The 14,826-nt window shown below is 39.5% G+C and carries 12 protein-coding genes; 7 read left to right on the forward strand and 5 right to left on the reverse strand.

The annotated features are described in order from the left end of the window. Window positions 1-13: 13 nt before the first annotated feature. Together ffh and ACESNQ_RS00205 are read right to left on the reverse strand one after the other, a co-directional pair. Window positions 14-1,579 (reverse strand): signal recognition particle protein, encoded by a 1,566-nt coding sequence (gene ffh / locus ACESNQ_RS00200; protein WP_075231685.1) that lies wholly within the window; start codon window positions 1,577-1,579, stop codon window positions 14-16. A gap of 11 nt (window positions 1,580-1,590) precedes the next feature. After that, window positions 1,591-1,923, reverse strand: a complete 333-nt coding sequence (locus tag ACESNQ_RS00205) for a putative DNA-binding protein (RefSeq protein ID WP_070678085.1) — start codon at window positions 1,921-1,923, stop codon at window positions 1,591-1,593. Window positions 1,924-2,076: 153 nt separating this feature from the next. Between ACESNQ_RS00205 and rnc the strand changes: the two genes are divergently transcribed. The 7 genes from rnc (at window position 2,077) to ftsY (ending at window position 10,905) form a co-directional block, all read left to right on the forward strand. Then, on the forward strand, window positions 2,077-2,775 hold the full coding sequence (gene rnc / locus ACESNQ_RS00210) for a ribonuclease III (RefSeq protein WP_373074149.1): 699 nt from the start codon (window positions 2,077-2,079) through the stop codon (window positions 2,773-2,775). Continuing rightward, window positions 2,766-6,305: a chromosome segregation protein SMC gene (smc, locus tag ACESNQ_RS00215; RefSeq protein ID WP_373074151.1), complete on the forward strand. Its 3,540-nt coding sequence runs from the start codon at window positions 2,766-2,768 to the stop codon at window positions 6,303-6,305. The genes rnc and smc overlap by 10 nt, the downstream gene beginning before the upstream one ends. A gap of 89 nt (window positions 6,306-6,394) precedes the next feature. Further along, window positions 6,395-7,054, forward strand: a complete 660-nt coding sequence (locus ACESNQ_RS00220; RefSeq protein WP_373074153.1) for a trimeric intracellular cation channel family protein — start codon at window positions 6,395-6,397, stop codon at window positions 7,052-7,054. Between the two features lie 179 nt (window positions 7,055-7,233). After that, a complete protein-coding gene (locus ACESNQ_RS00225; protein WP_373074698.1) occupies window positions 7,234-7,812 on the forward strand; it encodes an HD domain-containing protein in 579 nt (192 codons plus the stop codon). 121 nt (window positions 7,813-7,933) lie between these two features. Then, window positions 7,934-8,725: a Cof-type HAD-IIB family hydrolase gene (locus ACESNQ_RS00230; RefSeq protein ID WP_373074155.1), complete on the forward strand. Its 792-nt coding sequence runs from the start codon at window positions 7,934-7,936 to the stop codon at window positions 8,723-8,725. Continuing rightward, window positions 8,725-9,543: a Cof-type HAD-IIB family hydrolase gene (locus ACESNQ_RS00235; RefSeq protein WP_373074157.1), complete on the forward strand. Its 819-nt coding sequence runs from the start codon at window positions 8,725-8,727 to the stop codon at window positions 9,541-9,543. Before ACESNQ_RS00230 ends, ACESNQ_RS00235 begins: the two co-directional genes overlap by 1 nt. Window positions 9,544-9,546: 3 nt before the next feature. Then, window positions 9,547-10,905: a signal recognition particle-docking protein FtsY gene (gene ftsY, locus ACESNQ_RS00240; protein WP_373074159.1), complete on the forward strand. Its 1,359-nt coding sequence runs from the start codon at window positions 9,547-9,549 to the stop codon at window positions 10,903-10,905. 38 nt (window positions 10,906-10,943) lie between these two features. On the opposite strand, the gene zwf is transcribed toward ftsY, so the two are convergent. From zwf to ACESNQ_RS00255, 3 genes are all read right to left on the reverse strand, one after another. Continuing rightward, complete coding sequence (gene zwf, locus ACESNQ_RS00245) at window positions 10,944-12,431, reverse strand: glucose-6-phosphate dehydrogenase (RefSeq protein ID WP_006152232.1); 1,488 nt, start codon at window positions 12,429-12,431, stop codon at window positions 10,944-10,946. A 148-nt stretch (window positions 12,432-12,579) separates the two neighbouring features. Then, a complete protein-coding gene (locus tag ACESNQ_RS00250) occupies window positions 12,580-13,320 on the reverse strand; it encodes an amino acid ABC transporter ATP-binding protein (RefSeq protein WP_373074161.1) in 741 nt (246 codons plus the stop codon). Then, a complete protein-coding gene (locus ACESNQ_RS00255; RefSeq protein WP_373074163.1) occupies window positions 13,320-14,765 on the reverse strand; it encodes an amino acid ABC transporter substrate-binding protein/permease in 1,446 nt (481 codons plus the stop codon). The genes ACESNQ_RS00250 and ACESNQ_RS00255 overlap by 1 nt, the downstream gene beginning before the upstream one ends. Window positions 14,766-14,826: the final 61 nt, after the last annotated feature.

The raw sequence follows: 14,826 nt of genomic DNA on the forward strand, positions 1-14,826 counted from the left end.
AATTGAGTCCTTTTTATTTGCGTTTTTTCTTAGCTTTTTTCATTTTGTTGGCCATGCGTTTCATGGATTGTTTCATGGCAAATTCACCGATTTTACCCTTGAGACCTCCACCAAGCATCTGGCTCATATCAGGCATTCCGGCTCCTCCAAGAGCAGACATATCCGGCATACCACCTTGTCCCATCATACCTTCAAGGGCTGACATATCCATGCCACCAGGCATATTTTTAGGAAGGTTGTTAGGGTTGATGCCCATTTGCTTCATCATCTTGTTCATGTCACCAGACATGACACCTTGCATGAGTTGTTTAGCTTGGTTAAAGTCTTTGATGAACTTGTTGACATCGATAAAAGTATTACCAGAACCAGCTGCAATACGACGACGACGGCTTGGAGTGAGCAAATCTGGATTTTCACGCTCTTCAGGAGTCATAGATGAGACAATAGCACGTTTGCGAGCAATCTGTTTTTCATCCACCTTCATATTTTGAAGGGCAGGATTGTTGGCCATACCAGGAATCATCTTGAGCAAATCTTCCATCGGCCCCATATTTTGCACCTGATCCAACTGATCGATGAAATCGTTGAAATCAAAGGTGTTTTCCCGCATCTTTTCAGCCATTTCAAGGGCTTTTTGCTCATCGTATTCTTGGGAAGCTTTCTCAATCAGAGTCAACATATCTCCCATACCGAGAATACGGCTTGCCATACGGTCAGGGTGGAAGGTTTCAATGTCGGTAATCTTTTCACCAGTACCAGTGAATTTGATTGGTTTTCCTGTGATATGACGAACAGAAAGGGCCGCACCACCACGAGTATCCCCGTCAATTTTGGTAAGGATGACACCGGTAACTTCTAATTGAGCGTTAAATTCTCGCGCAACGTTAGCAGCTTCTTGACCGATCATGGCATCGATGACGAGAAGGATTTCATTTGGTTGAGCAAGAGCTTTAACATCACGGAGCTCATTCATGAGAAGTTCGTCGATTTGTAAACGACCGGCTGTATCAATCAAAACATAGTCATTATGGTTGGCTTTAGCTTGCTCCAAACCTTGGCGAACAATCTCCACTGCAGGAACTTCAGTTCCAAGAGCAAAGACAGGAACATCAATTTGTTGTCCCAGTGTTTTGAGCTGGTCGATGGCCGCAGGACGATAGATGTCGGCTGCAATCATCAAAGGACGAGCATCCTCTTCTTTTTTGAGTTTGTTGGCAAGTTTACCTGCAAAAGTTGTTTTACCAGCACCCTGCAAACCAACCATCATGATGATTGTAGGAATCTTAGGAGACTTGATAATCTCAGCTGTATCTGAACCAAGAACTTCCGTCAATTCTTCATTAACAATCTTGATGATTTGTTGAGCTGGGTTGAGGGTATCAATGACTTCGTGCCCAATGGCACGTTCACGAACTTTCTTGATAAAGTCCTTAACCACTGGCAAAGCAACGTCGGCTTCTAAAAGAGCCAGACGAATTTCCTTGGTTGCTTCTTGGATATCGCTCTCGGTAATTTTTCCTTTTTTACGTAGATTTTTAAAGACGTTCTGCAAACGTTCTGTTAAATTTTCAAATGCCATATTTATTCCTCTTATTCTCTATTATCAATACTTGTTAAAATCTCAACTTGCTCTTGTAGAAAAGTATCCTCTGGATAGCGCTCAATGATCTGGTCAAAAATCTGACTGCGGACAATGTAATCAGAGTACATATGGAGTTTCATCTCATAATCTTCCAGAATTTTTTCCGTTCGTTTGATATTATCATAAACAGCCTGACGACTAACGCCGAACTCTTCTGCAATTTCAGCTAAACTATAGTCGTCTGCATAGTAGAGCTCGATATAGTTCATCTGCTTATCAGTCAAAAGGGCTGCATAAAATTCAAACAGAGCATTCATTCGATTGGTTTTTTCAATTTCCATAAGATTTATTATACCAAAAAATAGCCTGAACTGCTAGTAATGGATTGATTTTAAACACAAGTCAGAAAAAGGACTTTTAACGGTTATTTTCTGACTCAGAAAGCTTTTTTTGGTATAATGGAGTGTATTATAATGTTTTAGAAAGAGGTTCTTATGAGAGAATTAGAAACCGTGTTAGAGCAACGTTTTGGGCTTGTTTTTTCAGATAAACAATTACTTGAAACAGCTTTTACTCACACTAGTTATGCCAATGAGCACCGCCTCTTAAAAATTTCACACAACGAACGCTTGGAATTTTTAGGAGACGCTGTTCTGCAATTATTAATTTCAGAATATCTGTACAAAAAATATCCTAAAAAACCAGAAGGTGACCTGTCTAAACTCCGTGCCATGATTGTACGTGAAGAGAGTTTGGCTGGTTTTGCCCGTGACTGCCAGTTTGACCAGTTTATCAAGCTAGGAAAGGGAGAGGAAAAATCTGGAGGCCGTAATCGAGATACCATCTTGGGAGATGCTTTCGAAGCCTTTTTGGGTGCCCTGCTTTTAGATAAGGATCTACTTACAGTAAAAGAGTTTATCTACCAGGTCATGATACCGAAGGTTGAGGCTGGTGATTTTGAGATGATTAAAGACTACAAGACTCACCTCCAAGAATTACTTCAAGTCAATGGTGATGTTGATATTCGTTATCAGGTCATTTCAGAGATCGGACCTGCCCACGATAAGATGTTTGAGGTTGAAGTTCTTGTCGAGGGTCAAAGTTTAGGTAGGGGTCAAGGAAGATCAAAAAAATTGGCCGAGCAAGAAGCCGCTAAAAATGCAGTTGAGGAAGGACTGGATTCATGTATTTAAAAGAAATTGAGATTCAGGGGTTTAAGTCCTTCGCTGATAAGACCAAGGTTGTTTTTGACCAGGGAGTTACAGCAGTTGTAGGACCCAATGGTTCTGGAAAATCTAACATCACAGAAAGTTTACGCTGGGCTCTTGGGGAATCCAGTGTCAAAAGTCTTCGTGGTGGGAAGATGCCAGATGTTATCTTTGCAGGAACAGAAAGTAGAAAACCATTAAACTATGCTTCTGTAGTTGTTACTCTAGATAATCAGGACGGTTTCATCAAGGATGCAGGACAGGAAATCAAGGTGGAGCGTCACATCTATCGTACTGGAGACAGTGAATACAAGATTGACGGTAAAAAAGTTCGTCTTCGTGATATTCATGACCTTTTCTTGGATACTGGACTTGGACGTGATTCCTTCTCTATTATTTCCCAAGGGAAGGTTGAAGAAATCTTTAACTCTAAGCCTGAGGAACGTCGCGCTATTTTTGAAGAAGCTGCCGGAGTTTTGAAATATAAAACCCGTCGAAAAGAAACTGAAAGCAAGCTCCAACAAACTCAGGACAACTTGGATCGTTTGGAAGATATCATTTATGAGTTAGATAATCAAATCAAACCATTAGAAAAGCAAGCAGCAACAGCTCGTAAATTTATGGACTTGGACGGTCAGCGTAAAGCCATCTACTTAGATGTTTTAGTTGCACAAATTCAAGCCAATAAGGCTGAATTGGATCTAACAGAAGAAGAATTAAACCAAGTTCAAGAACTGTTGACTAGTTATTATCAAAAACGCGAGTCACTAGAACTTGAAAATCAATCTCTCAAGAAGCAGAGACAAGATTTACAAGCAGAGATGGCTAAAGATCAAACGAGTTTGATGGATTTGACTGCTCTAATCAGTGATTTGGAACGGAAATTAGCCTTGTCTAAACTGGAGACAGAGCAGGTTGCTCTCAATAAACAAGAGGCTCAAGCTCGTTTAGCTAGTTTGGATGAAAAGAGAAATGCTCTTATTCAAGAGAAGGAAGAAAAAGAAACAAATCTCAGTCAGTTAGAAGCAAATCTAGCAGTTAATACCAAGGAGCTCAACCGTTTAGAAGCTGAGTTAGTAGCATTTTCTGATGATCCAGATCAGATGATTGAGCAACTGCGTGAGCGCTTTGTTGCTTTCTTGCAGGAAGAAGCGGATGTCTCTAATCAGTTGACACGGATTGAGAATGACCTTGAAAATAGTCGCCAACAGACTCAAAAGCAAGAAGAACAATTGGAGTCCTTGAAGGAACAATTAGTTTCTGCCAAGTCTAAGGCTAGTGAGCAAGAAACTGCTCTTAAATCAGCAAAAGAAAAAGTACAGACCTTGCTTGCTGACTATCAGACGAATGCTAAACAGGAAGAAGAACAAAAGCAGGCTTATCAAAGTCAGCAAAATCAACTTTTTGACCTTTTGGATAGTCTGAAAAACAAGCAGGCCAAGGCGCAAAGTCTGGAAAACATTCTTAAAAACCATAGTAATTTCTATGCGGGTGTTAAAAGTGTTCTACAAGAAAAAAATCGCCTGGGCGGTATTGTCGGAGCGGTCAGTGAACATTTAACTTTTGATGTTCGTTATCAAACAGCTCTTGAAATCGCCCTCGGGGCAAGTAGCCAACATATCATCGTCGAAGATGAACAGGCTGCGACTAAGGCTATCGACTTCCTTAAACGAAATCGAGCTGGTCGTGCGACTTTCCTACCTTTAACAACCATCAAGGCTCGTAGCATTTCTAGTCAGAATCAAGAGATGATTGCTGCAAGTCCAGGTTTTCTTGGAATGGCAGATGAACTGGTTACTTTTGATGCCAAGCATGAAGCAATATTTAAAAACTTGCTTGCTACAACAGCAATCTTTGATACGGTAGAGCATGCACGTGATGCAGCTCGTAAGGTACGTTATCAGGTTCGGATGGTAATGCTAGATGGTACAGAATTGCGAACAGGTGGTTCTTATGCTGGTGGTGCAAATCGTCAAAATAACAGTATTTTCATCAAGCCTGAATTGGAGCAGTTGCAAAAAGAAATTGCTAAGGAAGAAAAACTTCTTCGTCAAGAGGAAGAAAATCTGAAATCACTTCAAGAAGGCTTGACAGCCCTCAGTCAAACTTTGGAGACTATTAAGTCTCAAGGAGAGCAAGCTAGAATAGAGGAGCAAGGCTTATATCTGGCTTATCAACAAACTTGCCAACAAGTCGAAGAACTCGAAACACTGTTAGAACTTCAGGAAAAAGAATTAAACAATCTCAGAGGTGGAGATTGGCAAGCTGAAAAAGAAAAATGCCAAGAACGTCTCTCAATCATCGCAACTGAAAAGCAAAAACTGGAATCAGAAATTGAAGAAATCAAGTCCAATAAAAATGCGATTCAAGAACGTTATCAAAGCTTGCAGAATAAACTTTCCCAAGAACGTCTGCTCAAAACAGAAATGATAGGGCGAAAACGTTACGAAGTTGCAGATATTGAACGGATTAACAAAGAGCTTGAATACCTTGATATGGAGCAAGATGAAATCGAACGCCTCCTCCAAGAAAAGGTAGACAATCTTGAAAAGGTTGATACGGAACTTTTGGCCAAGCAAGAAGCAGAAGCCAAGAGTCAGAAGGAAGAAATTCAACAAGGACTCATTCGTAAGCAGTTTGAACTGGATGATATTGAAGGTCAATTGGATGATATTGCTAGTCATTTAGAACAAGCTCGTCAGCAAAATGAAGAATGGATTCGTAAGCAAACACGTGCAGAAGCAACCAAAGAGAAGATTACGGACCGCCTTCGCTATCTTCAAGGTCAACTGACTGACGAATACCAGATTAGTTATACGGAAGCTTTAGAACAAGCCAATCCGGTAGAAGATTTGGTTGTCGCTGAACAAGAGGTCAAGGATCTGGAAAAATCTATCCGTTCACTTGGTCCAGTCAATTTGGATGCTATTGAACAGTTTGACGAAGTTCACGAACGCTTGGAATTCTTAAATAGTCAGCGTGATGACATTCTTTCGGCTAAAAATCTTCTTCTTGAAACCATTACAGAGATGAACGATGAAGTGAAGGAACGATTTAAATCAACCTTTGAAGCGATTCGTGAATCCTTCAAAGTGACCTTCAAGCAGATGTTTGGTGGTGGTCAAGCGGACCTAATCCTGACCGAGGGAGATATACTGACAGCAGGTGTTGAAATCTCTGTTCAACCGCCAGGTAAGAAAATCCAATCTCTCAACCTCATGAGTGGTGGAGAGAAGGCCTTGTCAGCTTTGGCTCTACTTTTCTCAATCATTCGTGTCAAGACCATTCCATTTGTTATTTTGGATGAAGTAGAGGCTGCACTCGATGAAGCTAACGTTAAACGCTTTGGGGATTATCTTAACCGATTTGACAAGGATAGCCAGTTTATCGTTGTTACCCACCGTAAGGGAACCATGGCAGCCGCAGACTCTATTTATGGAGTAACTATGCAAGAATCTGGTGTTTCTAAGATTGTCTCTGTTAAACTTAAAGATTTAGAAAATATGGATGCTTAGTTTGTTTTCAATATAACATTTCAAGCTAGAGCATGTAGAATGACCTTCAAGAAGTCAGAAAGGTTACAAAAATAAATTGAGGAGCTTACATGGATTTTGACCTATTCCTAATGATTTGTAATTATATTGGGACTATAGCCTTTGCGGCGTCAGGAGCCATCAAAGGATTTGGTAAACGTTTAGATATTTTTGGAATTAGTTTATTAGCAATTGTAACGGCAGTAGGCGGGGGTATTTTAAGAGATTCTATTATCAGTCGTTTTCCCTCCGCTCTCGCAGATCCTAGACCGATTTATGTCTCTATTCTTGTAGCTGTTATTATGTATGCCTTTGTGACTTCAAAACAAGCCAATGCTAGTCAAGAAAAAAAATTCTATAAGTGGCTGAGAGAAACCTATCTCATCTTTGATTCGATTGGATTGATTATCTTCTCTCTAATCGGGGCTACAGCTTTAGCTGATAGTAAATTGAACTTGATGTCTGCAGGGATTTTGGCCTGTTTAACAGGTGCTGGCGGAGGTATCATCCGAGATCTCTTGATTAATGAAGTCCCAAGTGTTCTAAAAGAGGACATCTATGCCCTTTTATCTTTTGTAATTGGCGTTATTTATTACTGGTTGGCCTTTGTCCTTCACTTTCCAAGAATCACTGCTTTTATCATTCTCTCAATTGTCGGTTTTGTGATTCGACTCTTTATTATTAAGTTTAAGCTCTCTTTGCCAAATATGGATAAAAAGACTTGGAATTGATTGATGGTAGGAAAGTTCAATCACTCGATTGATAAATATTTTACAAATTACAAGTTTAATCAAGCGTCTAATCTCGTATGGATTAGGCGCTATTTTATTTTTGCAAATACGGGAAATATTTGATGAAATTAATATTTTTTGGTATTATATCTAAAATTTTAAATAAGATAGGAGCTACAATGAGTAATTTAAAGAATTCAGTCGATTTTATTAAAGAAATAGAGAAGTTAAAGTCAGTAACAAGATTTAATAGAACGCTTGATGGAAGATTTGAAAATAGTGCCGAGCATTCTTGGCAAGGTGCTATAGCTGCTATAGTTCTTCAAGATTATTATCCTGAAAAGTTAAAAATGGAAAAAGTTATTTCTATGTTATTGATTCATGATTTAGGTGAGATTTATGCCGGAGATACTTGGGTTTTTGATGATGAAAAAAAGATTCATTCTCATGATAGAGAGTTAGAATCTATAGAAATAACAATGAGCCTCCTTCCAGAAGATAAATATTTTAATATGAAAAATTTGTGGTTGGAATTTGAAAAAGGACAGAGTGCTGAATCAAGATATGCAAGAGTAATCGATGCATTGGTACCACTGATAAATCACTTAGAAGTGTCAGAATTAGATTATAACCCTGATAATATCAGTGCAGACATGGTATTAGATAAGAAAAAGTTCATAAAAAGTGAATCAGAAGAATTATGGAAACTGACGGAAGATTTGATTCAGGAAAGTGTGGAGAGGGGCTTATATTTTTAATAACAATTGGCCCTACGGATAGTTTTATAGAATACAAGGACGTGTCAATTCAGCACGTCTTTTTTTACTTTTTCTATGGTATAATAGAAGATAGATTTACAACTGGAGAATAGAAGTATTTATGATTAAACTAGTCGCAACTGATATGGACGGGACTTTTTTGGATGAAGCTGGCCAATTTGATATGGAGCGCTTAAAAAAGCTTCTCCATTCTTATAAAGAAAAAGGGATTTACTTTGCTGTAGCTTCTGGCCGCGGTCTTTTGTCCTTAGAGAAACATTTTGCGGATGTCAAAGATGAGATTATTTTTATCGCCGAAAATGGGAGTCTCGTTCGTTTTCATGGACAAGACCTCTATGAAGCGACCATGCCTAGAGATTTTTACCTATCAACTTTTGAAAAGCTAAAGACTTCACCTTATTTCGATGAGAGGAAGATGCTCTTGACTGGTAAGAAAGCTTGCTATGTTTTAGATACTGTAGATGAAACCTATCTCATGTTTAGTCATCATTACAATGAGAATATTCAAAAAGTAGCTAGTCTAGAAGATATCACCGATGAAATTTTCAAATTCACAACGAACTTTACAGAAGAGACAGTAGAAGCCGGCGAAGCTTGGGTCAATGAACATGTGCCTGGTGTTAAGGCAATGACGACAGGTTTTGAATCCATTGATATTGTTCTTGATTATGTGGACAAGGGAGTTGCGATTGTCGAATTGGCTAAGAAGTTAAATCTGGATATGGACCAAGTGATGGCTTTTGGAGATAACCTCAATGACCTTCATATGATGCAGGTTGTAGGGCACCCAGTCGCACCTGAAAATGCTCGTCCAGAGATTTTGGAACTTGCCGAAACAGTTATCGGTCACCATAAAGATCAATCAGTTATCGCTTATATGGAGGGATTATAATGGCAGATATTAAATTAATTGCCCTAGATTTGGATGGAACCTTGCTGACGACAGACAAGAAATTGACTGATCGTACCAAGGCGACTTTAAAGGCTGCGCGTGAACAGGGTGTCAAAGTAGTCCTAACAACTGGACGTCCTCTCAAGGCCATGGATTTCTTCCTTAAAGAGCTTGGAACAGATGGTCACGATGACGAATTTACTATCACATTCAACGGTGGATTGGTTCAAAAAAATACAGGTGAGATTCTTGATAAGACAGTCTTTTCAATTGATGATGTGACACGTATTTATGAAGAAACTGAAAAACTAGGCATTCCTTTAGATGCAATTTCAGAAGGAACAGTTTACCAGATTCAGTCTGACCAAGAAAGTTTATATGCTCAGTTTAACCCGGCTCTAACTTTTGTTCCAACTGCTTTTGAAGATTTGTCTAGTCAGCTAACATACAATAAATGTGTGACTGCATTTCCTCAGGAACCTTTGGATGCAGCTATTCAAAAGATTTCACCAGAATTATACGACCAGTATGAAATTTTTAAATCACGTGAACTCTTGCTAGAATGGTCACCAAAGAATGTTCATAAGGCGACAGGATTATCTAAACTGATTGAACACCTGGGAATTGACCAAAGTCAGGTTATGGCCTGCGGAGATGAGGCTAATGACCTTTCGATGATTGAGTGGGCCGGTCTCGGTGTCGCTATGCAAAATGCTGTGCCGGCAGTTAAGGCTGTGGCAAATGTGGTAACACCAATGACTAATGACGAAGAAGCTGTCGCCTGGGCAATTGAAAAATATGTACTGAAGGAGAACTAAAGAATGGGATTATTTGACCGTTTATTTGGAAAAATAGAAGAACCTAAAATTGAAGATGTTGTCAAAGAAGCTCTAGAAAACATTGATTTATCGGATGATATCGAGCAAACTGAGACGCTAGAGTCTGAAAATATCGAAGTCAAAGAGCAAGATGGGACTGTCGTAGCCGAAGAAAATGATGAAGACTTATTTAAAGCAGAGGTTGACGAAGAAACTATTGTAGAATCAGTTGACGAAGTTGAGGTTTCTCAAGAAGAGTTAAATCAAGTCCAAGAAGCCGATAGTCCTCAAGAGGAATTGACTCATGTTGAAGAAGCAACTTCAAATGATAGTGACGAGGAAGAAATTGTTCAGACTCAATCAGACGAAGCAGAAACAGGTTTTTTTGAGGAAGAGGAAGCAAACCAAGCAATCGAAGAAACTTCTCAAGTCCAAGAGACTGAACAAGAAAAATATGACCGTAGTCTTAAGAAAACGCGTACGGGATTCGGTGCCCGTTTGAATGCTTTCTTTGCAAATTTCCGCTCAGTCGATGAAGATTTCTTTGAGGAACTAGAAGAGCTACTCATCATGAGTGACGTTGGTGTGCAGGTGGCTTCAAATCTTACGGAAGAATTGCGTTATGAAGCCAAGCTTGAGAATGCTAAGAAACCTGATGCCCTTCGTCGTGTTATCATCGAAAAATTGGTGGAGCTATACGAAAAGGACGGCATTTATAATGAAAATATTAACTTCCAAGATGGATTAACGGTTATGCTTTTTGTTGGAGTTAATGGAGTCGGGAAAACAACTTCAATTGGTAAATTAGCTAATCGATACAAAAAAGCTGGTAAAAAGGTTATGCTTGTTGCTGCTGATACCTTCCGTGCGGGTGCGGTTGCTCAGTTAGCAGAATGGGGACGTCGTGTAGATGTTCCTGTCGTTACTGGCCCTGAGAAGGCAGATCCAGCCAGCGTTGTCTTTGATGGGATGGAACGAGCAGTAGCAGAAGGCATTGATATTCTCATGATTGATACAGCAGGCCGTCTGCAAAACAAAGAAAACTTAATGGCAGAATTGGAAAAGATTGGTCGTATCATCAAACGCGTAGTGCCAGAAGCACCTCATGAAACCTTCCTAGCTCTTGATGCCTCAACTGGTCAAAATGCTCTTGTACAAGCTAAAGAATTCTCAAAAATTACTCCTGTTACAGGGATTGTCTTAACCAAGATTGATGGAACTGCTCGAGGTGGGGTTGTTCTTGCTATCCGTGAGGAACTCAATATCCCTGTTAAGCTAATTGGTTTTGGTGAAAAAATCGATGATATCGGTGAGTTTAACTCTGAAAACTTTATGAAGGGCCTTCTAGAAGGTTTGATATAAAAGAAAATCCTGCAAGAATTCTTGCAGGATGTTTTTGATTATTCTAAACGACCATCTTTACGATAGGCGATATCTGGTTGCCATGTCCATTTGGCACCATATTTTTCAAGGAGATCAAAACTAGCCTGAGGTCCCATGCTACCAGCCTTGTAGTCATGAAGTGGAGCACCGTTTTCAGCCCAAAGCTTCTCAATACGGTCAATCAATTTCCAAGAAGCGCTAACTTCTTCCCAGTGGCTAAAGTTAGTTGAATCGTTATTCAATACATCGTAGATTAGCTTTTCATAAGGATCTGGTGAAGCACCTGTAGCTGTAGCATCAGTTCTGTAATCAAGCGAATTATGTGCAAGTTTGAACTCTTCTCCAACTTCTTTACCGTTAAGGCTAAGAGAGAATCCTTCCGTCGGTTGGATGTAGATGGTAAGCACATTCGGTGCTAGTGGTTCTCCAAAGATTGAATCCATTTGTTTGAAGACGATGTTTACGTGTGTTCCTTTTTCAGTTAGGCGTTTACCTGTACGGAAGAAGAAAGGTACATCACGGAAGCGATCGGTATCTACAAAGAAGGCACCTGAAGCGAAGGTTTCTGTCATTGATTCTGGGTTGACATTTGGTTCGCTGCGGTAAGAAATGTATTTCATGCCATCAACTTTACCAGAACGGTATTGCCCACGGATGAAGTGCTCTTTAAGTTCCTCATCTGTAGGGTGGTAAAGGTTCTTGAAGACCTTGATTTTCTCTGCGCGAATGTCATCCTTTGTAAAGCTTGCAGGCTTATCCATAGCAAGGAGTGACAGAAGCTGAAGTGTGTGGTTTTGAACCATGTCTCGAAGGGCACCAGACTCATCATAGTAGCCACCACGCTCTTCAACACCTAGACGTTCTGCAAAGGTAATTTGCACATTATCAATATGTTCCCGATTCCAAACATTTTCAAAGATCATATTGGCAAAACGAATGGCAAAGATACTCTGAATCATCTCTTTACCAAGATAATGGTCGATACGATAGATTTGCTCTTCGTTAAAAGTAGCTAGAAGCTCTTCGTTTAGTTTGCTTGCAGTTTCATAGTCGGTTCCAAAAGGTTTCTCAACGATCAAACGTTCAAAGCCTTTACCGTCAACGATTTGCTCAGACTTGAGGTGTTTGGCGATGGTACCAAAGAATTGTGGTGCCATTGAGAGGAAGAAGAGCTTGTTGTGTTCAGTTTGATATTTTTCATTTAACTCAGCCTGAAGCTTACGTAATTCGATATAGTGCTCAGTGTCATTAACATCATGACTTTGATAGTAAAAATGACTAGCAAAAGCTTGAGCCTCTTCTGCGCTATCTGCCAAATCTAAAATAGATTCGACAACAACAGATTCAAAATACTCCTTACTCCAAGGTCTACGAGCGGTTCCAATAACAGCAAAATGATCAGACAAATTACCTGATTTATAAAGTCTAAAGAGTGAAGGGTAGAGCTTACGTTTAGCTAAATCTCCACTAGCACCAAAAATTGTAACAATAACTTTAGATGACATCCAGCTACCTAATTTCTATTTACTTTCCTAGATATCCTAGGCATGAGGAATCCCCATTTTCATACCCTTTATTTTATCATAATTTTCTAAAAAATCCAAAATTCCAATACAAGTGAGAAAAAAACTGTAAGGTTTACCTTGCAGTTTTTTAAGCGTTGAGGACCTTGTCTAAAAATTCTTTTAGACGAGGGTGTTGTGGGTTGTCAAAGATTTGATCAGGTGTACCATCTTCTAGGAATTCACCGTCTGCTGTAAAGATAACTCGATTGGCAACCTTACGAGCGAATCCCATTTCGTGGGTTACGATAATCATGGTCATGCCTTGTTCAGCCAACTCTTTCATAACATTCAGAACATCGCCAACCATCTCAGGGTCAAGGGCAGAAGTTGGCTCGTCAAAGAGCATGATATCAGGGTTCATTGCTAAACCACGAGCGATAGCCACACGTTGCTTTTGACCACCGGATAGACTTTCAGGATTGGCATTGGCCTTGTCAGCAAGCCCAACTTTTTCAAGGAGTTCCATACCCAATTTTTCAGCTTCAACCTTAGTCATTAACTTGTGCTCTACAGGAGCGAAAGTGATATTTTCCAATACGGTCATATGTGGAAAGAGATTGAAGTGCTGGAACACCATTCCGATATTTTCACGAACATGGTCTACGTTGGTAGATTTATCCGTCAAATCATAGCCATTAACTGTGATGCTTCCTTTTGTTCCTTCTTCGAGGAGATTTAAGCTACGCAAGAAAGTTGACTTACCTGAACCAGAAGGTCCAATGATACAAACAACATCTCCTTCATAGAATTTCGCTGAAATTCCTTTAAGGACTTTGTTTTTACCATATTGTTTATGTAAGTTATGAACGTCAATTTTTAATTTTGCCATTATTGAATCCTCTTTTCTAAGCGTTTCGCTAATCTAGTTAGAAGAGTGATAATCACAAGGTAGAAGACTGCGAGAATTGCATACATTTTGAAACTTTGGTAGTTACGAGCAATGATAATCTTACCAGTTTGGAAGAGTTCTACCAGACCGATTGCAGATACGATTGTTGTATCTTTAAGAGCGATAACAAATTGGTTGACGAAGTTTGGAAGCATGAGCTTGGTTGCTTGTGGCAAGACAATCTTACGCATGGTTTTTCCATATGAAATACCTAGGCTTCGACTGGCTTCCATTTGTCCAACAGGCACGGCCTTGATACCACCACGAACAATCTCAGCGATGTAGGCAGCTGAGTTTAGGGAAAGTGCGATAGTACCAGCGACAAAGTCGTTGATTGGACTTTGTTGACCTGTAAGAGATTCGATAAAGTTAGGAATGCCCCAGAAAATGAAAGCAGCAAGAATCATCAATGGAATACCACGGATAACGTCAACGAAAATCTCTGAAATCAAACGGAGTGATTTATAAGGGCTGACACTAAAAATACCGAAGATAATTCCGATGAAAATCGCAATTACAAATGAAATCAGTGCTAATGAGAGAGTAATTCCGAGTCCACTGAGAAGTTGTTTGTAGTTGTTTTTCAACAATCCCCAAATAGTTGTTTCATCAGCTGATGAACTTGTAGTAGTAGAATCGCTAGCTAGATACTTATCAAGGATTTTTTGGAATTCTCCATTCGCCTTAAGGTTTGCGAGTCCCTTGTTAAACTTCTCTAGCAATTCTGGATTACTTCCTTTTTTAACTGCAAAGGCAGTTTCTCCGATTGGTGTACCTGCGATTGGTGTTTTTAACTTTTGTCCTTGACTAATAGAGTATTTAATAACAGGTTCGTCGTCCATAACGGCATCAATTGAACCAGTGTTTAAGCTATCATACATAGATGCAGCATCAGAAAAAGTTTTGATCTTGTAACCGTACTTGCTTTGATTTTCTGTTAGGAAGGTTTGTGAAGCAGTACCATTTTTCACACCTACAGTCTTACCGTTCAAATCTTCATAAGAAGAAATGGTACTTGATTCTTTAACACCAAGAATAGTATTTGCTGTATAGTAAGAATCAGAGAAATCAAAAGTTTCTTTACGAGCATCAGTCACTGACATACCTGCAATGATACCGTCTGCTTGTCCAGATTGGACTGCGTTAATAGCAGCATCAAAACCTGGATTGGTAATCTCGATTTCAAAACCTTGGTCTTCAGCGATTGCCTTGATTAGATCCATATCGATACCAGTGTATTGATTGCTTGAGTCTTGGAAAACAAATGGCGCAAAAGATGAGTCACTGGCGATAACATACTTGGTTTTTTCTGTGTCAGCTTTTACTATTCCTAGTGAAAGAATAGGAAATAAAATAAGCAAACAAGCTAGAATTTTTTTCTTCATGTGATGTCTCCTTTCAAGATATTTTTAAATTATATCAAAAAAGTTGAAGAACGGCAAACAT

The organism is Streptococcus infantis (genome assembly GCF_964243025.1).
Classification (GTDB): domain Bacteria; phylum Bacillota; class Bacilli; order Lactobacillales; family Streptococcaceae; genus Streptococcus; species Streptococcus infantis_N.